Here is a 24,948-nt window from a genome sequence, read left to right as displayed (position 1 = left end):
ATGACATTCCCCCCGTGTTTGCGAGTCCCGTAGGGACGGCATATTTGTAGCAAATGAGATTCCCCCGTGTTTGCGAGTCCCGTAGGGACGGCATATTTGTAGCAAATGAGATTCCCCCGTGTTTGCGAGTCCCGTAGGGACGGCATATTTGTAGCAAATGAGATCCCCCCGTGTTTGCGAGTCCCGTAGGGACGGCATATTTGTAGCAAATGAGATTCCCCCGTGTTTGCGAGTCCCGTGGGGACGGCATATTTGTAGCAAATGAGATTCCCCCGTGTTTGCGAGTCCCGTAGGGACGGCATATTTGTAGCAAATGAGATTCCCCCGTGTTTGCGAGTCCCGTAGGGACGGCATATTTGTAGCAAATGAGATCCCCCCGTGTTTGCGAGTCCCGTAGGGACGGCATATTTGTAGCAAATGAGATTCCCCCGTGTTTGCGAGTCCCGTGGGGACGGCATATTTGTAGCAAATGAGATTCCCCCGTGTTTGCGAGTCCCGTAGGGACGGCATATTTGTAGCAAATGAGATCCCCCCGTGTTTGTGAGTCCCGTAGGGACGGCATATTTGTAGCAAATGAGATCCCCCCGTGTTTGTGAGTCCCGTGGGGACGGCATATTTGTAGGAATGATATGCCCCGTGTTCCCAAGTCCCGTGAGGACGGCATCTTTGTAGCAATGACATCCCTCCGTGTTTCCAAGCCGGATATGCCGTCCCTACGGGACTCGGAAAGGAGGCAAATTCTCTTATGCTACAAATATGCCGCCCCTACGGGACTTTTCAGATTATTCGGAGTGTCTTTGCCAAACTGTAAGTTTGGCACTCCGGACTAATAAGTGCTGTCAGGTTTGCTCAGAATCACGATTTTTGTTGTAATTTACTGATAATAAAGCTGCATATCTCATTCAAACCAACATGGTCTGTGTCAATGTAAAAATCCATGGTATTTTCATAAAGCGGGGTTCGTTCAGACAGAATTTCCTGAATTTCTTCCACAAATCCCTTTGATGTCAGCGAGGGGCGTAAATCGGCTGTGTTTTCATCCTGCAAAATTCTTTGTTTAATTGTCTCCGGAGTCGCCTTTAACCACACAACAATGCCGTTCTCTTTCATATCTTTTACATTTTCAGGATTGAGAACAACGCCGCCTCCCGTGGCAATCACATGCTTATCTGCCGCACTTAATCGCTTTATGGCTTCGCGTTCTTTTTCACGGAAAAAATCCCACCCGTGTTTTGATACCATTTCGGAAATACTTATGCCCTGTTCCCTTACCACTTCCGAATCTGAATCAGCAAAGGACAGATCAAGCCTGTCCGCAAGAGATTTTCCCACAGAACTTTTGCCCGTACATCTGTAACCAATCAAAAAAATATTCAATTCTCAATTCTCAATTAATTTTTTAATTCTTCAAATACTTCCCAGAAATTTGGAAAGGATTTTTCAACGCATTTCTCATCCCGAATAAAAACACCAGGAACGCTGAGACCTGCCACAGCGAAACACATGGCGATGCGATGGTCATTGTAGGTGTCAATCTCGGCTCCGTGCGGATTGCCGCCTCTGATGATCAGGCCGGTGTCTGTGCAGGTGGCCTGGATGCCCATTTTTGAAAGTTCTGTTGCCACGGAAGTCAGGCGGTCACTCTCTTTTGCCTTGAGATGCGCCACGTTTTTGATGACTGTGGTTCCTTCTGCAAAAGCAGCGACCACGGCAAGCGTGGGAACCATATCCGGCATATCCGCCATGTCCACCTCTGTTGCGGAAAGTTTTCCGCCGGAAACAACAAGTCCGTCTTTTTCCTGAACCACTTTGCAGCCCATGGTTTCAAAAACCTCTGTCAGACGCACATCTCCCTGACGTGAGTCCCGGCTGATGCCTCTGACTTTGACTGTTCCCCCGGTCACAGCGGCCGCTGCCCAGAAATACCCGGCATTGGAACAATCTGATTCTACCAGATATGACCCTGCTTTGTAAACCTGTTTTCCGGGTATGTTAAAAAAATTGTATCCGTCCCGCGCCAATTCAACATTAAGCTGCTTCATCACATCCACGGTCATATCTATGTAAGGTTTGGACACAGGCCCTTCGGTAACAGTGATTTCAAGCCCTTCCCGGGTATAGGGCGCAATCAGGAGAAGCGCGGAAAGATACTGACTGCTGATTTTGCATTTTAATCCGACCTTTCCGCCCTTTATTTCTCCTCCGGTGATTTCGAGCGGAGGACATCCGTTATTATTCACGGAACAGGCTGACACGCCCATCTGACGCAGTGCGTCCAAAAGGTCCTGAATGGGTCGCTCGGCCATGCGCTCTGTGCCGGTGAGGGTGTATGTGCCTTTACCGAGGGCAGCCACCGCGGTGAGTAATCGCACGGATGTCCCGGAGTTTCCGAGATAGACCGGCGTATCACAAGGGCTGAGAATGCCTTTTGTGCCGTGTATGGTGATGTTGTTATCGTTCACATCTGTTTTTACACCGAGATGTTTTAATGCGCCCAGCGTCAGAAGCGTGTCTTCGCTTTTCAGGGCGTTTTCGATGGTACACAGACCGTCAGACAGGCCCGAGGCAATGAGAATTCTGTGGGTGTAGCTCTTTGACCCGGGCACGGTAATTTGGGCGTTTGCTATGTTTCGGGGTTTTATTTCAAGCATAAAATGAATTACTCCTAACTGTTGCTGAATCACGAGGAATGGTTGGTTTTATTTTTATTACGCCTATTTCTCAAGTGCGGAAAAAACAATTTTAAAAATAGAAAGCTCGAAGGTCTTATATCCGAAAATTTATGATCAGGTACTTATTTTATTTATTGGTTAACAGGTTATCGAATTCTTACAACCGGAATGCCAAGTTCCTTGCATATGCCATGAACTGTAAAATTATTAATCTCCCTATGTCTTGGAACGGTGCCAGAACTCTTTGTTTCCGGATTATAAAACAATGTATGCTTTCTTCCCTCTCGTTCCCTGACACAACCTTTTGATAACAAATATCGTATTAAATCTTTTCGTTTCACAAATTAACCACAATATCTTCTTCAATATATTCCTTTGAAGCTTCGGTGAAATGCCTGATATTAGATTCAATTACCATTGTTATTGCCTCTTTCAGATTTTCCCTGACTTCATCAATTGTCTTACCCTGAGTATGAACTCCGGATAATTCTTTTACCGTACCGGCAAACCAGTCACCGCTCTTAATGATAACTGCTGTGAAATGGCGTTTCATAGTATTCTCCTTATTTAAAAATTTTTTGCCGTAAATTTTATTCCTTTTCTGAAAGAATCTTTCTCAGCATATCCAAGTTTTCTTTTTCGTCAAAGATCGCACGGACAGGAATTTCAAAGCCCGAGATTGCATGACTTTGGAGAATTCCGTGTTTTACTTTTAGCAAAAGTTCGTAAGCATCCCCTCTGAGAGCATACTGTTCCACGATTTCCTTGTCAGGGTCAATGATCCAGTATTCGCTCACACCGTGTGCTGCATAATCTGTGAATTTTATAACCCGGTCTTTTTCCTCTGTACTCGGGGAAAGGATTTCCGCTATAAAATCGGGTGCGGGGAATTTCATCTGATCCGGGAAAAATTCAGCCGACTTTTCTTTGGAGAAAAAGCAAATATCAGGTTCGTAGTCGTTACGGGTCAATGAAACAAGCAGTTTTTCACTGCCAACATGGCCGAAGCCATGTATTCGAACATAAGTGTCGAGAAGTTCCGAGAGAAATTTACAAACAACGGTATGTCTCAGTTTCGCGGGCGAATGCATCACAAGTTCTCCGTTAATAAACTCAGCTTTCTGGTCTTCGGAAATTTCTTCATAAAAATATCGCCGCTTTTTGTCTTCCGCCTCGACAATGCTTTCCAATTCCCGAAGATACAGGACCAGCTTTGGAGAACTGATAATTGGTTTTAATATGATTTCCATGATAATCTCCCATTACATATTTTACTTCGCAGCCACAGCACAATAAGAAACCGCTTCTTTTCCTTTTCTTGACATGATATCAACCCCGCCTGTAAAACCTGCATTTATTAAAAGCGTCTTTACATCATCCTGAGAATAAGCACGAAACACATCCCAGTTAAGTGACATTTTTTCCAGATGTGTCTTATTATGGAAACCCAGCATCAGCTTCCCTCCGGTCTTTAAAAGATTCAATATCTTTTGAAGTGTTTTTTCCGGGTCCTGCCAGAAGTATATTGTATTTGTGCTGCATATTTTGTCAAACTTGTTATGATCATATGGTATTTCATCAAAATCCCCCTGGCGGATGATGACTCTGCCGCTGGCAATATGTTTCCTGTTTCTCTTTTGCGCCACAGATACCATTGTATCTGAAAAATCAATCCCTTGAACAATTCCCTGATTTGCGAGTTCAGCTATCTCATTCATCAGATTTCCTGTGCCAAAACCAATTTCCAGAATATGATCATGTTGTTGTATGGTCATCAGTTCCTTTATAAAATCATTCATTTCAACATTTTTTTTGTCGAAAATTCGGGATGCGACAAATCGCCCGAATATTCCGGACGGTTTTCTGGCCTGTTTTGAGAAAAATGTTGAAAAACTCATATCCATGCTCCTTGTTTTTTATTTCTATGCCATAACACTCAGGATTACTAAGGGATTTCCCCAAAAATAAAATACCCATTTTTTGTATCGGGTATATTATTTATTTCATGTTCCCTAAGTACCCAAAGAGGTATTCCCTTGTTTCCATATATTTTTTTATCGCATAAAATGAATAAAATTGCAAAGCGTTTTTCAGGCTGATGCGTGAGAAGAACAACATTGGAGTGTTGCTGAAAGATGCAGGCAGGATATCTCAGTGTTGTATAAGAAATATAAACCATGACTGCTTCCCATTCTGAACGGTTGCGGCCGCGCTGAATAATATTATAAACACCGGGAGATGAGAGGATAACGTTTTTGAAGAACTTCTTAACTGGATTTTCAAGAATAAAGTTTGTAGTTCTGCCTTTAGGCGGAGTCACACCGCTTAAAGGCGGAACTAGGAAAAGGGGGGACACATCCGTTTTTTGCCACGAAGGCACGAAGGCGCAAAGTCTCACGAAGTCTCTTTGTGGTGTCTTTGTGTCTTTGTGGCTGATTTTTTCGGATGTGTAAAAGGGGGGACACATCCGTTTTTTTGCCACGAAGGCACGAAGGCACGAAGTCTCACAAAGTCTCTTTGTGGTGACTTTGTGTCTTTGTGTCTTTGTGGCTGATTTTTTCGGATGTGTAAAAGGGGGGACACATCCGTTTTTTGCCACGAAGGCACGAAGGCACGAAGTCTCACAAAGTCTCTTTGTGGTGACTTTGTGTCTTTGTGTCTTTGTGGCTGATTTTTTCGGATGTGTAAAAGGGGGGACACATCCGTTTTTTTGCCACGAAGGCACGAAGTCTCACAAAGTCTCTTTGTGGTGACTTTGTGTCTTTGTGGCTGATTTTTTCGGATGTGTAAATCAGGGTGGGCAATGCCTGCCCGCCCTGTTCGGTTTGATGACGGTTTTATGTCTCTTTGGGGATTTCGTTAAGCGGGATGCCAAGTGCATCGGCTACACCTTTGCCATAAGCCGGATCCGCTTTCAGACAGTTGCCAATATGGCGGATCTGAATCTCTTTTGGCGCGTCGCCGATAGCCCGGGCCGTATTGGCAAAGAGGAGTGACTGCTGCTCAGGGCTCATCAGGCGAAAAAGCAGGCCGGGCTGGGAATAGTAATCTTTATCCTCACGATGATCCCAGTGATCAGCCGCACCTTCCAGACTGAGGGGCGGTTCGGCAAAATCCGGCTGCTGCTGCCATTCGCCGTAACTGTTAGGCTCATACCCCAGGGTGCTGCCATAATTGCCGTCAACCCTCATGGAACCGTCACGGTGGTAACTGTGAAACGGACACCGGGAAGCATTGACCGGAATCAGGTGGTGATTCACGCCGAGCCGGTAACGCTGGGCATCCGCATAGGAAAACAGACGTCCCTGCAACATTTTGTCCGGTGAGAAACCGATGCCCGGCACGATGCTGGCCGGATTGAAAGCTGACTGTTCGACCTCGGCAAAATAGTTTTCCGGGTTACGGTTCAGTTCAAGCACCCCCACTTCAATCAGGGGGTAGTCCTTATGGAACCAGACCTTGGTGAGATCAAAGGGATTGTAAGGACAGGTGGCCGCGTCTTTCTCCGGCATCACCTGGATAAACATGGTCCATCGCGGAAATTTGCCCTGTTCAATGCTTTCGTACAGATCACGCTGGTGGCTTTCCCTGCACTTGCCAATGACTGCCTCAGCCTCTTCATCGGTCAGGTTTTGGATCCCCTGCTGTGTACGAAGATGAAATTTGACCCAGTATCTTTCGTTTTTTGCGCTGATGAGACTGAAGGTGTGACTGCCAAAGCCGTGCATATGGCGGTAGGAACTGGGAATGCCCCGGTCGCTCATAACAATGGTGACTTGGTGGAGTGCCTCCGGCAAGGATGTCCAGAAATCCCAGTTGTTGCGGGCGCTGCGCATATTGGTGCGGGGATCCCGCTTGACCGCGTGGTTCAGATCCGGGAATTTGAGCGGATCACGCAGAAAAAATACAGGTGTGTTGTTGCCCACCAGATCCCAGTTCCCTTCCTCTGTATAGAATTTGACTGCAAAGCCCCGGATGTCACGCTCGGCGTCCGCGGCACCGCGCTCACCGGCCACCGTGGAAAAACGGGTGAAAAGTTCAGTTTTCTTTCCCACTTGGGAAAATATTTTAGCCTTGGTATAACGGGTGATGTCATGGGTGACAGTAAAGGTTCCGTAAGCTCCGGAGCCTTTGGCGTGCATACGTCGTTCAGGGATCACCTCCCGGTCAAAATGGGCAAGTTTTTCCAGATACCAGACATCCTGTAGCAGCATAGGACCGCGAGGTCCGGCAGTCATGACATTCTGGTTATCAGCTACAGGGGCACCCGCGTTGTTGGTCAGTTTCTTCTTTTCTGCCATTTGAAACCTCCTTTTTCAGTACAGTGTTCCGATTGACAGATATGGAGTCATATCCGGATTCGGAACCCTGCTGTTTATATGCACTTGATCTGTGATTTCCCATAATCAGCAATTTTCTGTATGGAAAATCCCTGTTATTCTCCGTTATTTAAAAAATAAAATACAAAGCGTTTTTCAAAATGAACTGATATTCAGGAACTTAAATGCGTTTTCCAAACCGCTGGCAAACGGATGCATAACATTTTCAAAAACAGTTATGCTGCTTCGCTCAAAAGATCCCGGGGCTATTCGTTTGGATTCTGCTATTGCCACATATTTTCGTCCGTTAACCGCTATTTTCACATCAAAAAAATAAGTACGATCAGATGTCAGCAGTTTCTCCGAATACAGTTCGTTTTGTGTTGTCATCATCTCGAATGTCGTTCTGATCTGTCTTGCAAAAGTATTCAGATTTGCTTCAGTCACGGAAATACGGTAATCTCCGAATGTATTTTGTTTTGAGGGTCTGTCCTCAGTGATCACCAATTGTTTTTCTCCGGCAGGGGAATATTCAACATCAAAAAAATAAGCACAGCCACTGCCTTTTACCACTTCTTCTGAAAACAGCTTTTCACTGGCTTTTAAAGGAATTTTTTTGGCAGTATGCTGAGATTCGGAATTTTGAAATGCTGTTTCATCACGAATGCCGTGCAACTTTGCATGACATTTTTCACAAACCACGAGAAGGTTGTCAAGGTGATCCCCCTGATATTTTTTGGGATATCTGATATGATGAACAGCTGCATAGGAACCCTTACACAGCTCACATTTGTAATCTGCCCGTTCAAGCGCCTTTTTTCTAAGTCCTTCCCAATGTTTTGACTGAAGATAATCCGCGTAATCTTTTTCCGGAGTCTCTTTTATCTGCGTATTTTTTTCACGGAGATTTTTCTTACAAAGCCACAGAATACTTATCAAAAGAATCAGTTCTGTCAGAATAATCACAACATGAGCTTCTGTCATAAGCTATTTCCATTTTTATATACATTCAAGCAGCTTTGTGATATGAAACAGAAGAACATTTGTCAAGAACAAACTTTTTTCAGTGTCATCCCGAACCTTAATAAATCGCCCTTTCAAGGCGTTATCCGAAAGTTTCTGACCTGATGAGTCTGATATTCCGACTTAGTAAACTGGATCAGCGGGCATTTTAACATTTCCCTGCAATGGATGCGAAAATTCGCATGGTCGTAGTACTCTTTTGTCATTTTCCACATGTTCATACCGAGGTATGATAATTCCGGATAGAGCCACTGAAACAGTCCGCATTCTGTTTCAAGGTAAGAAAAAACCGTATTAGAAAAAATTCCGCCAACCTCGGCCAAAGCACAGACGCTGCCATTGACGTTTAGAATTCAGTGCCTGACCAAATACGTTCTGACGGGTTGCTGAGATGTAAAATATGACGCGGACGTGCAGCTCATAATGCCACAGAGACACAAAAGCACAAAGGCACACAAAAACCCTTCGTGAGGCCCTCGCGCCTTCGTGTCTTTGTGGCATTATTTATTTAGGAACAACTCTGTTGCCAAAGCTATCAGGGGGGAGGAACTTTCAAAGTGGTGTACTGCATAATTTTCATGCGTTCGGTTTTTCCAAATTTCACTCCTCAGAATTTATTTGCTCGGGCACTGATGACAGGTGATCAGAATTTTTTTGCTTTGATCCGTATTTTGTTTTCCTGATTATCAGGCAATGATTTCGAACAAGACCTCAATCTCGGTGCGAAGGTTCCGCGTCTGCCTGTTCCGGAAGGTCTGTTATTCAGGCATATTGTCTGATGCTGGTTGATTTTATAACCTATTAATATTTTCAATATTTTTTAACGCAGAACATGCGTTGAGAACCTGTTTTTTATTTTGTTCTTTGAAAAATTCTTCATCAGGGTCGTAATAACACATAGGGTCAGCAGATGCTTCTTGTGTTCCTCGGCTCCTCGTTCCCATGGAAAGCATGGGAACGAGATTAACGAGATGATGTGTATGGGAACGAGAAATGACGCGAAGCGTCCCCTCTGCATTCCCACGCAAAGCATGGGAACGAGATTAAAGCATGGGAATGAGATGAACGAGATGATGTGTATGGGAACGAAATGACGCGAAGCGTCCCCTCTGCATTCCCACGCAAAGCATGGGAACGAGATGAAGCGTCTTTTCTGCATTCCCACGCAAAGCATGGGAACGAGATGATGTGGTGGACTACAGGGATAACTGAATAAAATGGCAGGTAAAGCTATGCTTCACCGCCCCTCGGAAATGGTCAGAGTGATGACAAAATTTGATAAAATTAAACTGTTCCGGGAAATTTTCAAAGGACGTGAGGATGTTGTTCCCAGACACTGGATATCCGCCAAAACCGGGAGGAGCGGTTATTCACCGATATGCAGAAATGAATGGCAATACCTCAGATGTCAGAAACGAGGCATGAAAGTCACCTGCGCTGCCTGCGAAAATAAAGCCTATATGCCGCTTTCAGACTCGCTTATTTATGATCATTTCATGGGAAAGCATATATTGGGTGTTTATCCTTTATTTTCAGATAATACCTGTTATTTTATCGCTGCTGACTTTGATAATCATAAAAAAAATCTGTCCCCCCTTCATGACATCAGGGCGTTTTACGAAGTCTGCCAGCTCCAGGAAATCCCCTGTTATATTTTAAGATCAAAATCAGGAACCGGGTATCACGCATTTATCTTTTTTGAAGGCCCTGTGCCTGCCCGGAAAGCCCGGGTTGTGATTTTTGCGCTGCTTCAGGAAGCGGAAGTCATAAAAGATAACATGGAACTTTCAAGTTTTGACCGTCTGTTTCCCAATCAGGACAAGCTCTCAGGAAAAGGCTTTGGCAATCTCATTGCGCTGCCTTTCCAGGGAAAAGCGGCAAAAAACGGTCATACGCTGTTCTTAAATCCGGATTCGGGATTCATAACGCCTTATAAAAATCAATGGGATATACTGGCAGGAATTCAAAAAAATACCGTGTCTGTCTTAGATGATCTGATAAGCGAATGGAATCTGAGTCAGACGCTGACTGGAGATGAAAATTCCCAACTGGCAGAATATACTGGCTATTCACCGAAATCAGCCTATCCGCTGTCTGATTTTCAGCGGGTAGCAGAGGAATGCGCCTTTATCGCGCATTGCCGGGATGACGCAAAAACACTTTCCGAGCCGGACTGGTATATTTTACTCACCATCGCGGCCAGATGCAAAGATGGCAGACAGCTTTCTCACAAGCTCTCCGAGCCTTACCCGGAATATACACCTGAAGAGACAGAGGCAAAAATCCGTCACGCGCTGGACAGCCCCGGGCCTTATTGCTGTCGGACGATTCAAAGGATTAACGGAAGATACTGTAAAACCTGTAAGCACATCGGGAAGGTGAAAAGTCCCATTGTCCTTGGCCGGAAAAAAACAACATACCAGGAGAATACCGGCCGGTTTCACACGGGGAGCATCGTGCGGCATCTTCATTACCAACTCACAAGCAAAGAAAAAGAACTTATTGGAAAACATTATAAATTTTATCGGTCTCTTGACAAAGGCAGTCGCATCCCGAGGACAGAGGCACAAAAACATTTTCAATGGGTCTGTCAAGGTCAGCGGCATCCGAGCAGTTCTCATGAAAGGGCATATCTTAAATACAAAAAAATTCAGGCTGCTCAGAAGCCAGTTCAATATGGCTATCCTGAGATTCAGTCCGCTCAGTCAGGTGTGCGGGAAACAATCTTATGGCCCGCAGATTTGAAGGGGGTCCGCTGGCATGATTTTTTTATGCTTGACTATAAAACCGCGTCTGATAAAACCAGTTCAGAAAAATCAGAGCTACAGATTGCTCACAGTAAAGACATATATGGTTCAGGGAGGAATGATTCAAAATGTACGGGACATATCAGCGGGTTTTGAAAATATTTATCATTAGTGTGTTCAGCATATTATTGCTTTTTACAGGGGGGTATGCCCAGCCACAGGTAAGGCTTGAGACAGACACTGATACACGAGAGATACAAATCCCGACCTCAAAACAAATAAGAATGGAAGCTCAGACACAGACCAATAAGGAACATTTCAAGTTTCAATGGAAAATTGATCCGCCATCGCCGTCAGGCGGCAAGTTCAGAGGAGATGACACAACAAGTCAGATTGTTTATTATATTCCTCCGGACACCGCGGACGGTGTTCCCCCTGCACACGCGGCCATTGCTGTCAGTGTTACAGACAGTGATAACAGGACAGACACGGACACGGTGACGTTCACCTTTACTCAGACTCCGAAAACCGGAAGTATCCGGGTCATTGTGGATGTCCAGGATGCGGAGGTCTATGTCAATAATGAATACAAAGGAATAGCCAACAGAAGTCAGCCGCTGCTGTGTGAAGATATTCCGGTCGGTGAGGCAGATGTCAGCGCGGGGGCTGACGGTCATATCCAATCCCAATTCATACAGGTTCATTCGACCCAGTTGTCCGAAGTTACATTTGAACTTGAGAAAAAATCAGAAACAGAAACGCTGATTGAAAAGGCAATTGAGGCACTGGAGGGAAAAAAATATGATGACGCGGTATCCCACGCATTGACGATTCTACATACGGATCCGGAAAATCAGAGTGCCCGGCAGATATTAAAAGATACTGTGTTTCTCTATGCTGATCTTGCCAACAAAGCCCTTTCAGAAGCCTCGCCGGAACAAGCCACGAATTATCAGAAAAAAGCCCAGGAAGCAGCAAAACATCTTGAATCCGAAGCAGATGCGGACGCGGCCTTGGATCGCCTTGAACAGCTGATCATCGGTGCGTTAATTGAAAAAGCAAAAACATCTGTGAAACAGAAAAAATATGATGAGGCCCGGGTTTATGCTGAGGCCGTGATAGAAAAATATCCGGGCAGCGAGGATGCCCAGCAGGTCCTCACCCACATCGGGGCAAAAGAATTCGGTCCCTCGGAAATTATTCCCCTGCTCGAGATAGCTCAGAAATATATAGATGAAAATTATCTGACCAAGCCTCCCGGGAAAAACGCTTTTGAGATATATCGGAAGGTGCTGAGGAGTGACCCGGATAATCAGACAGCAAAACACGGGATAAGGGATATCGCGGATCGATATTTATTTTTCGCAAAACAGGCTATGGATGATGATAAAATACGGGAGGCGGAAATACTTTTGAAAAGAGGTCTTAAGGTTTTTCCCAGACATATGGCATTGTTAAGATTCAAAAGAAAATTAGAAAGAATTCCGCCGCCGCTGAATGAAAAATATGACAAACCTTTTTCGCCGCTCATGGTCAACTTGGGAAAATTCTGGATCAGCAAATATGAAATCACTTTTGGCGCGTATGACGACTTTTGCGAAAGACAAAGCAGAAAAAAATGGTCTCAGATTCTCCTTGAAAGAATAGCCGAACTGCCTATTGATGAAAAATGGCTGGGCAGGAATATGCCAGTAATTTATGTGTCCTGGCATGATGCCTGGAACTATGTAAAATGGTTGAGCAGGGAAACCGGCCGACGCTATCGCCTGCCAACTACACGGGAATGGGAATATGCCGCACTCGGAGGCAGAAGAACGCTTTACTATTGGGGAGATAATCCTGATAACGCGTGCCAATATGCCAATGTGGCCGATGAAACCGCGCTGAAGGCTGATGCTGTGGCGTTGAAAATCAGTTGCAATGATCATTATGTCCGCACGGCTCCCGTGGGCAATTTCAAGCCTAATAATTTTAAATTGTACGACATGCTGGGCAACGTATGGGAATGGGTAAAAGACCCTGATCAGGGCAGTGTTTTAAAAGGAGGGGCATGGAATACCGGTGCCCGGAGCATACTGATCATTCAGGAACGGGAGCAGGTGAAAAAACTCAGGCTGCTCTATCCCCCGGAGACAAAGGAAAGATTCATTGGTTTTCGTGTGGTAAGAGATCTGGATTGAAAATTAGGAATTTAGTGAAAAAAAAGAAAGGCATATCCGACAGAATATGCTGACTCAGCAGGAGCTGCCCGGTAACAAATTATCAGGATATTTCCAGCCGCTGCTGAATTCTTCCTTGATTTTATCTTTGCCGCTTTAAGTATTTCATACAGGGCAGGACCTCCTCTGGTTCATACCCGGGTTTCAGAATTTTGAATTCCACCCTCCGGTCTGCTTCGTTTTCACCTGTGCAAATGTTGCAGTTTGCAGAGGCTCTGCCGATTACTTTGTATCGCTCCGGAGAGATATTCAGGAGGTCAGCTACTTTTTTTGCACGTAGTTTTGATAAGAAACAGTTGCTTCTGTCACTGCCCGTTATGCTGGTGTGACCATAAACAGCAAAACAGATATCCGGATTGTTTTTAAAATATTTGCCGATTGTTTTCAGAATAAATTCATATTCTTCTCTTTCTGTTTCGATGAAGTCATCTGAATTTTGTTTAAACCGGGGCTTGAAGGGAATCTTTGTGCCGGATTTCACTTTTTCTGAAATCAGGTCCCTGAGATATTTTCCGGATTTGTCCAGTTCTTTTTCCTGATAATATGCTGTGTATAACAGGTTGCATAATTTCTCAAATTTTTGTCCGCCATATTCCACCGCGCTTAATATCTGTTCATAAAGAGAGATTGCTTTCTGATATTCTCCTTCCAGAAATAAATTGTTTGCCTTGTCAATAAATTTTTCTATCGCCAAATCAGGAAAAGACTCGTCAGGGACTTCATCTCCCCGGTTCAGTTCCGAACGTCTTATCTCATCCTTGTCAGCTTCGTGCGCAAATGCCAGTTGTTTATCAAGTGCGCTCTGATCACTGGGAAAAGACAGAAATCTCGCACTGACTTTTGCCCTGATGATCTTGCTTTCGGTATCTAAGGCCCGGATTTGTAAGTGGGGGACTGAATGACCGGTTTCCTGATCAAAAAACAAGGTCCCTTCCACAATATAGTCCGGCTGCTCTTCGCTTTCTTTTGATGCAAAAAGAAACTTGTCTCCGAGTTCCTCAATTATGAATGTCATAATATTGTTTTCGGCTTTAAGTCTGTAGCTGGGATTAAGATTATTGAATTCTCCGAACCGGATGAGTTTTTTTCTCATGCTGAAGGAGTCCTCAAGCAACTGACAGAGCATCTGTCTTGCCAGATAGCGGATTCCCGGTCTGAATTCCATCAGGTCTTTGCGAGTTTTTTCAGATAGCTCGGAAACGGGGCAGTCAAAGGATAAAAACCGCACATTTGCCTGAGCAATGATTAGCTGATCCGTATCTGTTACTGAGACATTCAGCCGGGGTCTTCTCATTCCCTGAAATTCCTCAAAAGATAACGCACATCTCAGGATGTAGTCCGGCCGGATACTGCTGTCACTTAGCGCAACAGTAAATCTGTTTCCCTTTGTGAATTCCTCTGCCATCAGAGATTCAATGATTTTTCTGGTGTCACGCTTGTTTTCAGAATCAAAATTGGTGAATTCTTTTAGTGTAATTATTTCTCTTTTATCGGGATCACAGGGAACCCGGAAGAGTTGATAAAGCACGTCTTTTGCCAGATACCGTACACCTGATTCAAATTCTGCCAGTTCTTTTCCGGCAACCTCACGTTCCTTTTCAATTTCCTGACTGAGAATCGGACATATTGGACATTTTTTCACACAAGAAGCAAAAAAGAAACAAAAAATTACCATCAGGAACAATATAATCTGTCTTATCATATTAACCTCATTATAAAAAATTATTGTTGACCTTGATTCAGGGTGCGGTTTTCAAGTTCAGCCTCCCCGGTTCAAAGCATCTCCACATCCTCTGCATAACTGTAAATCACAACCCTCATGTCTTTTGCCACAATTTTTGCCTGATCATCTGTCATCGGGGGAGATGACTGTCATTTTATCGGCCTGTTTTCTGTATTTTTTCGTAGAATCGGACTTTCCGCTCAAAGCTGCACTGCGCCACTTTGTAAATACATCCCCCTTCTTTGGAACACAACAGGCTGATCTGAATCCGGCAATAAACTGCCGGGACAGTTTTCAGTTGTCCTTTTGTTCCGGGATTCAGATACCCATAAGTTTCTTCGTATTTAATATTAACTCTTTTGCGCCGCATCAAGCTTTTTTTACCAGTCAAGAAAAGAATTTCTGACCAGGAGATATTCCAAACGAGGGAAACAGGCGGTGAATCCGCCAGAACAGCCGCCACCATGAAGGGATAATAATGATTGGTTTGTGTCTGGCAACCATATCCAGCACCTTTTTTGCAAAAATATTCGGAGGCATCGGCCTGAGTTTTTCAAACATGCGCCTGATTTTATCAAACGAGTGGCAAATTTCAGGGACAAAGTGATGCTCATTGCGGATATCAGGCTCAGATTAAGTTTGGATGCCGCAGATTATACAGATCAGAAATGCATTATTGTTTTAAAAATTAAAGACAACAGTGAAAAACAACCGTTTGGGATTCCTACGGATTCTTTCAAAGAAATTCTTGGCATTAAAGGAAAAGACATTGAATAGACACCGAAAATTGACGGAAAGACGGACATGCGTTTTATTTTCGGAATGGCAACAGTCGGCAACAGTTTAAAACTTCTGCTTGATATGAGGGATATCTGGAAAAAATTTTATTTTTCCGCGGCTAATTTTTCCGGTCACACGGATTAACGAATTTTTGTTTTTATTTGGGTTTGTCATCATGCTCTTTAAAAGCTTTGTCAAAAGCTTCCCATTTTTTCATCAAAAAGCTCTGCGCCTGCTTTCCGATATCCGCAGCTTTCTTCGCTGTTCCCCGGGCTTCCAAATAATAGTTCAGTATTTTTACCGGGTCCTGCCCCGCGTCCTGGATTTTTTTCCCGATTTCAAGGAGTTCTTCTTCTTCGGATGATAACTCTCTGATATATACTGGTTGTTTTTCATTCATGTTTCACCTTCCCTTGTTAAAGCTAAAATTTCTTTTCATCAGAAATCATTATTGGATTTTATTTCATCACCGACGACAAGGCAAATCAGAACATAAATTGCCAAAGTCCCGAATATTGATGTCCGGATCATCTGTATTGGCAGAAGCGATTTTTTGAAGATAATAAACCCTTCCCTGCTCTTCAGAATATTTTTTGTTTGCTCTTTATATTTTCTGTCGGTTAAACTCCTTTATCATTTCCAACAGTTTCTGTTCAGGTTTCTTTCCATCCCGGACTTCACATAAATATTGAAACACTTCCCAGGTCGGACGGTCAATTTTCCGTAAGGTGACATTCACTGTTTCAGATTTCTGTTCTTTTGATTGCTCTTTTGGATATTCGGCTCCTTTTTTTTCTGATTTCAACGCCGTTATCTTCGGTCTGTTGCTTATTGCTGACTGTTCTTTCGGATGTTTGGCTCCCTTTTCAGTACCATCTGTAAAACAAAAGCTGACATGGACGGTATCTCCCTGCCTGATGAAGTTTCCGATTTCAATGTCATCTGCTTCTGTGATGTTTTTGCTGATCAGCTCAATCGTGCCGACTCTGGCCATATCCAGGATTGTTTTATCAAAAACTTTTCGGGTCAGCGATGTTCTGGCCCTTACCCTGTCTATTCTGTGACAGTCTGTGCTGTCAAGCGTTGAAACTGCTTTTCGAATTTCTTTTTCTGCTTTTTTTCTCATCAGAACCTCCTTAACATCGCTTTAATAATGACAACATCGCGTAATTTGAGTGACCGTCAAATTTTTTCTTAGCAGGCTGTGAAAATAAAAGGATCGGAAAAAAGTAGCTGTAGGGTGGGTGGAGCGAAGCGGAACCCACCGAAATTCAGTAAACGGTGGGTTGCGCTTCGCTCCACCCACCCTACAAAAATTGTAACCGTTTTTCTTAGCAGGCTGTGAAAATAAAAGGATCGGAAAAAAGACCGGAAAAAGATGAAGCAAAGCCCGCTTACATTTCCCTACAGGGATTTTGTATAAGAAGAGGATGATAAGAAACGCTTATGAAAAAGCTGTTTGTCGCAAATCACATTCACCCGTGTTTCCCGGTCCCGCAGGGACGGGGCCATGAGTTTGTCGTCGCTCTCTTATGTTGCAAATATGCCGTCCTGATGGGACTTTTGCAGTAATAAAAAAGGCGTAACTCCGAAGAGTTACGCCTTTTATTTTTTATTATGTGGTGCCGAAGGCCGGAATCGAACCGGCACGGGCGTCGCCCACTACCCCCTCAAGATAGCGTGTCTACCAAGTTCCACCACTTCGGCACAATATGAATTTAATGTAAGTTAACCCTGAGGTTCTCCTTCGGTCTGAACCGGTTCAGCCGGCTGTGAAGGCGTTGCCTCGGGCTGATCACTTTTATCAGATGTGACCGGCTGCTCTATCGGAGCTTTTATATCTGTCATGATAGAATTCCCGGTTCTGTGACTGGAAAGATAAGCCAATCCCAGGGAAGTTACCATGAACATAATAGCCACCACTGTTGTTGCTTTGCTTAGGAAAGTTGAAGCACCCGTACTTCCGAAAAGGGTCTGACCGCTTCCCCCTCCGAAAGCAGCACCCATATCTGCCCCTTTTCCAGTTTGCAACAACACGATCATAATCAGCGCGACACAAACAATAACATGTATAACAACGACTAATATTGACATAAAATTCTTTACTTATTTAAAAATGGACAATTTTGCCGAACGTTTCGGCATTCAGGCTCGCTCCGCCTACCAGCGCGCCGTCAACATCAGGCATTGCCATCAGTTCTGCAATGTTATCCGGCTTGACACTCCCTCCATATAATATCCTGAGAGATTTTGCAAGCAAATTTCCAAATTTTTTTTCAATTAAAGAACGTAAGAACAAATGAACTTCCTGAGCCTGCTCCCGGGTTGCTGTTTTGCCTGTTCCAATCGCCCACACCGGCTCATATGCAATCACCAGATGTTGCAGCTCATCCGAAAAAAGTCCTTTTAAACCTTTTGATACCTGTTTGTCAAGTATAGAAAACGTATCTTTCGAAATTCTTTCTTTTTCAGACTCCCCGATACAAAAAATAGGTAATAATTTAGAAGAGATAGCAGTTTTAATTTTTTTATTGACTGTTTCATCGGTTTCACCGAAAAACTGGCGCCGTTCAGAATGACCAATGATAACATATTTACATCCGGCAGACAGCAGCATGGCTGATGATATTTCACCGGTATATGCGCCCTCGTTTTCCCAGAAAAAATTCTGTGCTCCCAGGGAAACATTTGTTTCCTTTACAACATCCGATACAGCCGAAAGCGCTGTGAACGGCGGGGCAATCATCACCTCGGTATCGGTCACATCTGCCACAAGCTTTACCAGTTCCTCCGCGGTCTTAATCGCTTCAGAACCGGTTTTGAACATTTTCCAGTTTCCTGCAATGAACGGCTTACGATTATCCATATATACCCCTTTCTTTTTTAATTGACAGTTACCATCTGGCAGATTGCCGGGTGTGTCCCGCCTTTTACACAAGGACAGGTTTTATGTGTGAAAGGCGGGACTCACCCGTTTTTTTACCACAAAGGCACGAAGACACAAAGTCTCAGGAAGTCTCTCTGTGATTCCTTTGTGGCTTTGTGGCTGATTTTTTCGGATGTGTGCAAAGCGGAACCTGCCATTTTTTTGCCACAAAGCCACGAAGGCACAACGTTTCACGAAATCTCTTTGGGGCTTTGTGGCGGAACCGGCCATTTTTTTTGCCACGAAGACACGAAGACACAAAGTTTCACGAAGTCTCTTTGTGGCTTTGTGGCTGATCTTTTCGGATGTGTGAAAAGCGGAACCGGCCATTTTTTTTGCCACGAAGCCACGAAGGCACAAAGTCAGTAGATCGAAAAGTTTTCAGGCTGTCACAGGGCGGACGGGGGAGAAACCCGGCTTTTTCCGGCGGGAGAGCGTCCCGTCCTGAAAAAAAGCCGGTTTTCTTTGCTGTCCCGCACACAATCCGGAGACTTTTCGATCTATTGAAAGTCTCACGAAGTCTCTTTGTGATTCCTTCGTGTCTTTGTGTCTTTGTGGCTGATTTTTTCGGATGCGTAATAAGGTGGAACACACCCAGATTGCTTTTATTTGATTATCGAATAACAGATATCTCCTGAAAGAGCCAGACCCAATGTTTTTTTCGTTTCATCAGGCCAATGTCCTTTCACTTTCAGATACTTAGATTCAGGAAAATCTTGTGTGCTTCTGTCTATTTTTTTGTCTTTTTCATCTCAGTCTCGGTCTTTGCCTCACTTCTCATCTTTTGCGCCAGGTCTTTTATTTCAACCAGGTCTTTTTTGAGGTTGGCGTATCCGTACCATGTGGAATAATCCGGATTTATATGGAAACTGCCCTGAAAAGCCTTCATCCGATGATCCATAAACATCAGATAAAGCACTTGTTCCACCTTGGTGGATACGTCATAGAACGTCAGCAGGTCGGGATATGCGGGATAATCTGCCCGTTTTTTAATGATATTATCCTTATAAAGTCCGGCTACAATCTCAATGGCTTCGGCAAACAGTTTGTCTGATTCCTTTATCATCTGGTCCGCATTTTTCATGTTCTCTTTTACAAAATTCGGAGAATGGCATTTCTGGCAGATATCAGTGAAACGTTTTCGTTCAGCATCAAATTCCGCTTTGTCCAGCCGTGCCACCTTTCCTGCTTTTACCACATCCAGCCGCGGGGTGGGATTTCCGGCCGGATCAAGCACGCCTAATCCTTTAAGGATCGTAGCCCGATATCCCATCCATTCCTCATCTGCTTCAGGAAGACGTACCGCTAAAAATCCCCACGCGGAAAAAACCCTGTGATCTCCGTCAGGCATATGACAGGTCTGGCATGTGGGAGCACGATCACGATTTTTGGGATCAACGGAACGGTTCATAAGATATGTCACGCCGTGCTTTGACCCGGACCACATTTCCCACTGTGCATGATCGAATCCCATATGACAGGTCATACAGGCTTCGGGTTCGGCCGCTTCGGCTTTGGAAAATGAGTGACGGGTATGGCAGTTCTGGCAGTCCATGCCGTAACGATAATATTTGCGGCCTTCGCTCTGACGTTTTTTTTCATCGGTCAGCCCCAGTGTATGACATCCCCCGCATCCTTTTTGGCCTTCCACAAAGGCTTTGGGCTGCATGTGAGTGAAAGGCATGGCTTCCAGGGCAACAAGACCCAGGGCATGTTTGCCGGAAAGATATTGTTCTGCCTGTTCCTCATGGCATTCCTGGCAGGTTGCGATTGTGGGAAGTTTTGCCTTTTCCACGTCTTTTTCGGTTTTGTGTTCTTCACCATGACAACTGATACAGGTCAGCTCGGCGGCCATTTCTCCCCGATTGAAGTCTTTTACCATCAAAGGGCTTATCTTCGCGTGGCATGTCTCACACTCGGATGGGGCCGCGAACCCTGTGCCAGCTCCCATAATCATCCACAGAACCAACCCCGTAACACATAGGCTTGCACTTTTTGCTTTCAGCATCTTTTTCCTCTTTTTTTTAAAAAAATTTTCAGGTCAAATCATAAGGACAAAACCCAGCTATTTATAAATATCTTCTATAAACAAATATTTCCGTCTTTTGTCAAGAACAAAGCCTGATTCATCCTTTTTCGCCACAGGGATTTTGTATAAGAAACGGTCATGAAAGATCGGATTTTTTCACCCCCGGGGCATGAAAATGTCATAAAAAAAATCGGATTTTTTTCAGAATCTCTTTCTTATCATCCTCTTCTTCTACAAAATCCTTGCAGCGAAAAAAGGCGGGGACAGTAAATCTCGGATTTAAAGAGATTCTGTTTTCAGCTTGCGCTTAAATCCGATGGAATATCTTGTTTTTTATTGACTTTTTCTCAATGTTGTTTTTTAATAAAAACAGTTTGTTGGGAAAACCTTTTAACCCGGATTATTCATTAATTTTTGATAAATCAATATATCTGTCTGATAAATAAGGACATACGAAAAAATCGTTAAAAAACTCAGTTTTTCACCATGCCTTTATTTACGCGACAAAGACGGGTTTATGAATAATTCAGGTTTAATAATTGCAAATATTCAGTGAATCCTGTTTCTGCTTACAGCAGTTCGGATTTGTCAATCCGAACCGGGCAACGAAGCATTTTGCCGAATAGTTACTGAAAATTTGGCATCTTTCATTTGACAGTTGACACGCTGCTGTCAAACAATTTGCAAGATTCAGTAGATCGAAAAGTTTCCGGATTGTGTGCGGGACAGCAAAGAAACCCGGCTTTTTTTTCAGGACGGGACGCTCTCCCGCCGGAAAAAGCCGGGTTTCTCCCCCGTCTGTCCTGTGACAGCCTGAAAACTTTTCGATCTACTGAGATTGTTTGACAATCCGAAAAAAGTGTAAACTCGTTTTCAGCTTTTGTGAAGGATGCCGAAAAGTTAAAAAATTTTTGCTAACCCGTAACCATGACTGACAGGATGTTTCAGTCAAAAGATGTTTCTTTTTTAGTTGAATTATGCAAAATATAAATAACAGATTTCCCGGATTCAAATCCGGTTTTGTAGCCATTGCCGGTGCGCCCAACGTGGGAAAATCCACGCTGTTAAACCGGATGCTGGGTGAAAAAATTTCCATTACTTCCAAAAAACCGCAGACCACCCGGGACCGTATCCTCGGGGTTGTTCACAGACCCGCTGCCCAGCTTGTCTTTCTTGATACTCCGGGAATTCATCGTGCAAAAAATGAGCTGAATGTCAGAATTGTGGATGTTGCTTTTTCGTCCATCAGCGGAGCAGACCTGATTTTGCTGATGGCCGATGTGACGTCACCTGATCCGGTCTCGGAAGCCATTGTGGTAAAAAAACTCAAAGCACAAAAAAAACCGGTGATTCTTGCGCTTAACAAAACAGACCTCATCAAAAAGCCTGAGATTCTGACACTCATAGATAAATGGACAAACGCGTATGAATTTGAGGCGGTGGTTCCGATTTCTGCAAAGCACGGGGAACAGGTTGAAGAACTTCTCCTTGAGATGGAAAAAGTGATGCCTGACGGACCGCCCTATTTCCCGGAAGAATCCCTCACAGATATGCCGGAGCGGTTTATTGCCGCGGAAATGATACGGGAAAAGGTGTTTCGCTTTACGGGCCAGGAAATCCCTTATTCAACAGCAGTGACGGTGGATTCTTTTTCCGAAGATAAGAAGCTTGTAAAAATTCATGCCACGATCCATTTGGAACGGGACTCGCAAAAAGGCATCCTCATCGGAAAAGGCGGGAGCAAGCTGAAACAGATCGGTGAGGAAGCACGAAAAGAAATTGAGCGGATGGTGGGAACCAAAGTGTTTCTGAAACTTTTTGTCCGGGTCCAGAAAAACTGGAGCAAGGACACCAAGGCGCTGAGGAAATTTGGTTACTGATAACTTTGTGGCTGATTTTTTCGGATGTGTGAAAGGCGGGACGCATCCGTTTTTTCCACGAAGGCACAAAGTCTCACGAAGTCTCTTTGTGGTTCCTTTGTGTCTTTGTGTCTTTGTGGCTGATTTTTTCGGATGTGTAAAAGGTGGGACACACCCAAAAAACCGGGTGAAAAATCAGCAAAGGCTCCTTTGTCACTCGGACAGATCATTGATAATACTCCGAAATCACATAGGTATAATTACAACTGTCCGTTTTTGCGTAATATAAAATTAACAAAAGTCTGTTTTTATTAAACGAATGGTCAGTAAAATTGATAAGGTTATTTCCTTATTGCTTTGTTTCCGGAACAAATTTTGCATTTTACAGCCTGAAGAAGAAAAAATAAATTCACAAAATACTGGCCGCGTATAAGATAAGCGAGTCAGAATTCCTCCTAAGAAACTTATTGACTTCACTGACTGATCATGCGAATTTTTTTGGTTCCTCACGGAGTGCGGGAAGTGGCTATTTTGTATTTAATACTAAGACTTGTGCTGCAAAATGCCAGATGGATACGGGTAAGACCGTGACCGAATATCCACGGTCTGAATTTTCCGGCGGTATTGGGAAAGTTTCCTAATTCTGACCACCAATTAGTGATATAAACGCTCATGAAAAACCCGGGTTTTTCGCCCTCAGTTATGAAAATATTTTCAGATAAAAAACCCGGGTTTTCAAAATGTATTTTCACGGTAAAACATGACCAAACGACGATTAACCCGCTCTGAAAACATGGCCCGTATCCGAAGCCGGGACACAAAACCTGAGATCAGACTGCGCCAGGCATTATGGGCCGCAGGCTGCCGCTATCGCCTTCGGAGTGATCTGCCCGGGAGTCCTGATATTCTTTTTGTGAAGGCACGTCTTGCAGTGTTTGTTGACGGATGCTTCTGGCACGGATGTCCGATGCATTACTCAGCCCCGAATACCCGCCAGGAATTCTGGAAAACCAAACTTCGCAAAAATGTCCTGAGAGACATGGCCGCGGATGATGCGCTGATTTCAGATAACTGGGAAGTTCTCCGTATCTGGGAACATGAGCTGAAAGATACGGAAGAGGTTGTTCGACGGATACAAAATCTTCTTGGCGCTGAGGCTGCGATATATCGTACAGATGCGATATCTGTTCCTGCAAATGTCTCGGAGGCCGTCACTGGCTACGGATCACCGCAGGATACAAATACTGCCTCATTCCCCTGGTGGACATGCGACTGCGGAAGTACCGATGTGTGTGTTCTCTCAGTCAGCGGGCCAGGTTCGCTCCGGCCGAATTCACAGCGAAGACCGGAGTATGCGGAATTAGTTTGCAGGAAATGCCGGAAAACTTGGACTGTCAGTGTTCCTGATCCTGGTTCGGATAATATTTAATCAGACATTATCTTGAAAATTTTCAGTTGCTATTACTCGATGTTCAAGTTTTTTGATCCGATTGATTCGGAAAGTCTGTCATTCCTGCGAAAGCAGGAATGACAGGCTGTCCGGCCGGATTGGATAAAAAAATTCTGATTATAACGGATTTAGGAGAGGGGCGATCAAGCCCTGTAAGGGCGGCATATTTGTAGCAGCAGATTTGCGGGCCCCCTGCCAAGCCCTGTAAGGGCGGCATATTTGTAGCAGCTTTTCGATATTCACACGGGAAAGAAACCCGGCTTTTTTTTTCGGAATGATGCGTCTCGGATAAAGGAAAAAGCCGGGTTTCTCCGCCGCTCGCGGAAAAAAAGTAAGTACCTAACCATAAGTTTTTAATATCCGCCAGGGGAAGAAACCCGGCTTTTTTTCCGGAATGATGCCTCTCCGACAAAGGAAAAAGCCGGGTTTCTCCGCCGCTCGCGGAAAAAAAGTATATAAAAAACTTTTGCTCAGGTACTTATAAGGGAGATTCATGAAATGTTGGGAGAATTTACAGAGGCCGAGAGGCTGAGAGAGCAGGAACGTCTGCATCAGGAATGGCTCAGAGATCAGCGGTCAGCCGAGCGGGCGGTCAGGGAAAAGACAGAAAAACTCATGACTGAGATACGTCTGAGAAAAAAGGCTGAGGCAGAAATAAGGGCCGAAACGGAAAAAATAAAGGCCGAAACGGAAAAGATAAAGGCTAAAACGGAAAAGATAAAGGCTAAAACCGCGTTGAACGAAAAGGGAGCAGTTCTGGGTCTGAGAAAGGCCGGGTATTCGGACGAGGAAATCGCTGAAATTCTGGAAATGCCTGCCTCTGTTGTCAGAAAATATGGTCTGTGACCTCTGCGTTCAGTTCGGATGGGCAAATCCGAACCCTCCGGATTTGCCCATCTGGCGGAAGCAGAGCAGAAAAATTGCTCCATCAGGTTGTAAACACGCCCGTCAATACGCCCGTTAGTGACTCGTAAGTACCTAACCATAAGTTTTCGATATTCGCACGGGAAAGAAACCCGGCTTTTTTTCCGGAATGAGCCGCCGCCTGTGAAGGAAAAACCCGGGTTTCTCCGCGCATAACTTTTCGATATTCACACGGGAAAGAAACCCGGCTTTTTTTCCGGAATGAGCCGCCGCCTGTGAAGGAAAAACCCGGGTTTCTCCGCGGTTCACGGAAAAAAATATGTATGAAAAACTTCTG

25 protein-coding genes and 1 tRNA gene are annotated in these 24,948 nt (G+C 44.4%); 10 read left to right on the top strand and 16 right to left on the bottom strand.

Annotated elements, in window-relative coordinates:
- The first annotated feature begins 629 nt into the window (after positions 1–629).
- The gene (locus dnm_RS09580; protein WP_207682434.1) at positions 630–830 is read left to right on the top strand and encodes a hypothetical protein; all 201 of its coding nucleotides are present in this window, start codon (positions 630–632) and stop codon (positions 828–830) included.
- A gap of 25 nt (positions 831–855) precedes the next feature.
- On the opposite strand, the gene dnm_RS09575 is transcribed toward dnm_RS09580, so the two are convergent.
- The 9 genes from dnm_RS09575 to dnm_RS09535 form a co-directional block, all read right to left on the bottom strand.
- Positions 856–1,377: a shikimate kinase gene (locus tag dnm_RS09575; RefSeq protein WP_207682433.1), complete on the bottom strand. Its 522-nt coding sequence runs from the start codon at positions 1,375–1,377 to the stop codon at positions 856–858.
- Positions 1,378–1,391: 14 nt separating this feature from the next.
- Positions 1,392–2,651, bottom strand: a complete 1,260-nt coding sequence (gene aroA, locus dnm_RS09570) for a 3-phosphoshikimate 1-carboxyvinyltransferase (RefSeq protein ID WP_207682432.1) — start codon at positions 2,649–2,651, stop codon at positions 1,392–1,394.
- 167 nt (positions 2,652–2,818) lie between these two features.
- Entirely contained in the window at positions 2,819–3,013 is a 195-nt protein-coding gene (locus tag dnm_RS31590; RefSeq protein ID WP_207682431.1) for a type II toxin-antitoxin system HicA family toxin, read from the bottom strand.
- Complete coding sequence (locus dnm_RS09560) at positions 3,010–3,225, bottom strand: type II toxin-antitoxin system HicB family antitoxin (RefSeq protein ID WP_207682430.1); 216 nt, start codon at positions 3,223–3,225, stop codon at positions 3,010–3,012. Before dnm_RS09560 ends, dnm_RS31590 begins: the two co-directional genes overlap by 4 nt.
- Positions 3,226–3,262: 37 nt before the next feature.
- The gene (locus tag dnm_RS09555; RefSeq protein ID WP_207682429.1) at positions 3,263–3,922 is read right to left on the bottom strand and encodes a Uma2 family endonuclease; all 660 of its coding nucleotides are present in this window, start codon (positions 3,920–3,922) and stop codon (positions 3,263–3,265) included.
- A gap of 21 nt (positions 3,923–3,943) precedes the next feature.
- A complete protein-coding gene (locus dnm_RS09550; RefSeq protein ID WP_207682428.1) occupies positions 3,944–4,570 on the bottom strand; it encodes a class I SAM-dependent methyltransferase in 627 nt (208 codons plus the stop codon).
- 47 nt (positions 4,571–4,617) lie between these two features.
- Positions 4,618–5,397: a hypothetical protein gene (locus dnm_RS09545; protein WP_207682427.1), complete on the bottom strand. Its 780-nt coding sequence runs from the start codon at positions 5,395–5,397 to the stop codon at positions 4,618–4,620.
- Positions 5,398–5,509: 112 nt separating this feature from the next.
- Entirely contained in the window at positions 5,510–6,973 is a 1,464-nt protein-coding gene (locus dnm_RS09540; protein ID WP_207682426.1) for a catalase, read from the bottom strand.
- Positions 6,974–7,147: 174 nt separating this feature from the next.
- Complete coding sequence (locus tag dnm_RS09535) at positions 7,148–7,975, bottom strand: DUF3276 family protein (RefSeq protein ID WP_207682425.1); 828 nt, start codon at positions 7,973–7,975, stop codon at positions 7,148–7,150.
- A 956-nt stretch (positions 7,976–8,931) separates the two neighbouring features.
- On the opposite strand from dnm_RS09535, the gene dnm_RS09530 reads away from it, so the two are divergent.
- Genes dnm_RS09530 through dnm_RS09520 form a run of 4 tightly spaced genes read left to right on the top strand, consistent with a single transcriptional unit; the run spans position 8,932 to position 12,941 of the window.
- A complete protein-coding gene (locus dnm_RS09530) occupies positions 8,932–9,108 on the top strand; it encodes a hypothetical protein (protein WP_207682424.1) in 177 nt (58 codons plus the stop codon).
- Positions 9,105–9,230 (top strand): hypothetical protein, encoded by a 126-nt coding sequence (locus tag dnm_RS31230; RefSeq protein ID WP_276571871.1) that lies wholly within the window; start codon positions 9,105–9,107, stop codon positions 9,228–9,230. The genes dnm_RS09530 and dnm_RS31230 overlap by 4 nt, the downstream gene beginning before the upstream one ends.
- Before the next feature lies 1 nt (position 9,231).
- Positions 9,232–10,917 (top strand): DUF413 domain-containing protein, encoded by a 1,686-nt coding sequence (maoP, locus tag dnm_RS09525; RefSeq protein WP_207682423.1) that lies wholly within the window; start codon positions 9,232–9,234, stop codon positions 10,915–10,917.
- Positions 10,890–12,941 (top strand): SUMF1/EgtB/PvdO family nonheme iron enzyme, encoded by a 2,052-nt coding sequence (locus dnm_RS09520; RefSeq protein ID WP_207682422.1) that lies wholly within the window; start codon positions 10,890–10,892, stop codon positions 12,939–12,941. The genes maoP and dnm_RS09520 overlap by 28 nt, the downstream gene beginning before the upstream one ends.
- 121 nt (positions 12,942–13,062) lie before the next feature.
- Here the strand turns inward: dnm_RS09520 and dnm_RS09515 are convergent, their stop codons facing one another.
- Positions 13,063–14,682 carry an OmpA family protein gene (locus tag dnm_RS09515; protein WP_207682421.1) on the bottom strand — a complete coding sequence of 540 codons (1,620 nt, stop codon included), beginning with the start codon at positions 14,680–14,682 and terminating at the stop codon, positions 13,063–13,065.
- A gap of 510 nt (positions 14,683–15,192) precedes the next feature.
- Between dnm_RS09515 and dnm_RS09510 the strand changes: the two genes are divergently transcribed.
- The gene (locus dnm_RS09510; RefSeq protein ID WP_207682420.1) at positions 15,193–15,480 is read left to right on the top strand and encodes a chemotaxis protein CheW; all 288 of its coding nucleotides are present in this window, start codon (positions 15,193–15,195) and stop codon (positions 15,478–15,480) included.
- Positions 15,481–15,640: 160 nt separating this feature from the next.
- Here dnm_RS09510 and dnm_RS09505 read toward each other — a convergent pair whose 3' ends face one another.
- From dnm_RS09505 to tpiA, 5 genes are all read right to left on the bottom strand, one after another.
- A complete protein-coding gene (locus dnm_RS09505; protein WP_207682419.1) occupies positions 15,641–15,883 on the bottom strand; it encodes a hypothetical protein in 243 nt (80 codons plus the stop codon).
- Positions 15,884–16,087: 204 nt separating this feature from the next.
- Complete coding sequence (locus dnm_RS09500; RefSeq protein ID WP_207682418.1) at positions 16,088–16,609, bottom strand: hypothetical protein; 522 nt, start codon at positions 16,607–16,609, stop codon at positions 16,088–16,090.
- A gap of 494 nt (positions 16,610–17,103) precedes the next feature.
- Positions 17,104–17,190, bottom strand: a tRNA-Leu gene (locus dnm_RS09495).
- Between the two features lie 21 nt (positions 17,191–17,211).
- Complete coding sequence (gene secG / locus dnm_RS09490; RefSeq protein WP_207682417.1) at positions 17,212–17,577, bottom strand: preprotein translocase subunit SecG; 366 nt, start codon at positions 17,575–17,577, stop codon at positions 17,212–17,214.
- Positions 17,578–17,593: 16 nt separating this feature from the next.
- On the bottom strand, positions 17,594–18,349 hold the full coding sequence (tpiA, locus tag dnm_RS09485; RefSeq protein WP_207682416.1) for a triose-phosphate isomerase: 756 nt from the start codon (positions 18,347–18,349) through the stop codon (positions 17,594–17,596).
- A gap of 87 nt (positions 18,350–18,436) precedes the next feature.
- On the opposite strand from tpiA, the gene dnm_RS09480 reads away from it, so the two are divergent.
- Positions 18,437–18,778, top strand: coding sequence for a hypothetical protein (locus dnm_RS09480; RefSeq protein WP_207682415.1), 342 nt, complete (start codon positions 18,437–18,439; stop codon positions 18,776–18,778).
- A 361-nt stretch (positions 18,779–19,139) separates the two neighbouring features.
- Here dnm_RS09480 and dnm_RS09475 read toward each other — a convergent pair whose 3' ends face one another.
- Complete coding sequence (locus tag dnm_RS09475) at positions 19,140–20,417, bottom strand: multiheme c-type cytochrome (RefSeq protein WP_207682414.1); 1,278 nt, start codon at positions 20,415–20,417, stop codon at positions 19,140–19,142.
- 998 nt (positions 20,418–21,415) lie between these two features.
- Here dnm_RS09475 and era point away from each other — a divergent pair.
- The 3 genes from era (at position 21,416) to dnm_RS09460 (ending at position 24,593) form a co-directional block, all read left to right on the top strand.
- Positions 21,416–22,318, top strand: coding sequence for a GTPase Era (era, locus tag dnm_RS09470; RefSeq protein ID WP_207682413.1), 903 nt, complete (start codon positions 21,416–21,418; stop codon positions 22,316–22,318).
- A gap of 739 nt (positions 22,319–23,057) precedes the next feature.
- A complete protein-coding gene (locus dnm_RS09465) occupies positions 23,058–23,726 on the top strand; it encodes a very short patch repair endonuclease (RefSeq protein WP_207682412.1) in 669 nt (222 codons plus the stop codon).
- A 519-nt stretch (positions 23,727–24,245) separates the two neighbouring features.
- Positions 24,246–24,593 (top strand): hypothetical protein, encoded by a 348-nt coding sequence (locus dnm_RS09460; RefSeq protein WP_207682411.1) that lies wholly within the window; start codon positions 24,246–24,248, stop codon positions 24,591–24,593.
- The last annotated feature ends 355 nt before the right edge of the window (positions 24,594–24,948 follow it).

The organism is Desulfonema magnum, assembly GCF_017377395.1.
Lineage (GTDB): Bacteria > Desulfobacterota > Desulfobacteria > Desulfobacterales > 4be13 > Desulfonema_C > Desulfonema_C magnum.
The sequence above is the reverse complement of the archived record's forward strand: the minus strand, read 5'-3'. Positions and strand labels throughout refer to the sequence as shown.

Excerpts from the sequence above, each read along its gene's own strand:
- dnm_RS31230 (WP_276571871.1), top strand. The coding sequence starts at position 9,105 with ATGACGCGAAGCGTCCCCTCTGCATTCCCACGCAAAGCATGGGAACGA.
- dnm_RS09460 (WP_207682411.1), top strand. The coding sequence starts at position 24,246 with ATGTTGGGAGAATTTACAGAGGCCGAGAGGCTGAGAGAGCAGGAACGT.
- tpiA (WP_207682416.1), bottom strand. The coding sequence starts at position 18,349 with ATGGATAATCGTAAGCCGTTCATTGCAGGAAACTGGAAAATGTTCAAA.
- dnm_RS09465 (WP_207682412.1), top strand. The coding sequence starts at position 23,058 with ATGACCAAACGACGATTAACCCGCTCTGAAAACATGGCCCGTATCCGA.
- dnm_RS09520 (WP_207682422.1), top strand. The coding sequence starts at position 10,890 with ATGTACGGGACATATCAGCGGGTTTTGAAAATATTTATCATTAGTGTG.
- dnm_RS09505 (WP_207682419.1), bottom strand. The coding sequence starts at position 15,883 with ATGAATGAAAAACAACCAGTATATATCAGAGAGTTATCATCCGAAGAA.
- dnm_RS09580 (WP_207682434.1), top strand. The coding sequence starts at position 630 with ATGCCCCGTGTTCCCAAGTCCCGTGAGGACGGCATCTTTGTAGCAATG.
- dnm_RS09540 (WP_207682426.1), bottom strand. The coding sequence starts at position 6,973 with ATGGCAGAAAAGAAGAAACTGACCAACAACGCGGGTGCCCCTGTAGCT.
- dnm_RS09535 (WP_207682425.1), bottom strand. The coding sequence starts at position 7,975 with ATGACAGAAGCTCATGTTGTGATTATTCTGACAGAACTGATTCTTTTG.
- dnm_RS09475 (WP_207682414.1), bottom strand. The coding sequence starts at position 20,417 with ATGCTGAAAGCAAAAAGTGCAAGCCTATGTGTTACGGGGTTGGTTCTG.
- dnm_RS09555 (WP_207682429.1), bottom strand. The coding sequence starts at position 3,922 with ATGGAAATCATATTAAAACCAATTATCAGTTCTCCAAAGCTGGTCCTG.
- aroA (WP_207682432.1), bottom strand. The coding sequence starts at position 2,651 with ATGCTTGAAATAAAACCCCGAAACATAGCAAACGCCCAAATTACCGTG.
- dnm_RS09550 (WP_207682428.1), bottom strand. The coding sequence starts at position 4,570 with ATGAGTTTTTCAACATTTTTCTCAAAACAGGCCAGAAAACCGTCCGGA.
- secG (WP_207682417.1), bottom strand. The coding sequence starts at position 17,577 with ATGTCAATATTAGTCGTTGTTATACATGTTATTGTTTGTGTCGCGCTG.
- dnm_RS09515 (WP_207682421.1), bottom strand. The coding sequence starts at position 14,682 with ATGATAAGACAGATTATATTGTTCCTGATGGTAATTTTTTGTTTCTTT.
- maoP (WP_207682423.1), top strand. The coding sequence starts at position 9,232 with ATGGCAGGTAAAGCTATGCTTCACCGCCCCTCGGAAATGGTCAGAGTG.
- dnm_RS09560 (WP_207682430.1), bottom strand. The coding sequence starts at position 3,225 with ATGAAACGCCATTTCACAGCAGTTATCATTAAGAGCGGTGACTGGTTT.
- dnm_RS09500 (WP_207682418.1), bottom strand. The coding sequence starts at position 16,609 with ATGAGAAAAAAAGCAGAAAAAGAAATTCGAAAAGCAGTTTCAACGCTT.
- era (WP_207682413.1), top strand. The coding sequence starts at position 21,416 with ATGCAAAATATAAATAACAGATTTCCCGGATTCAAATCCGGTTTTGTA.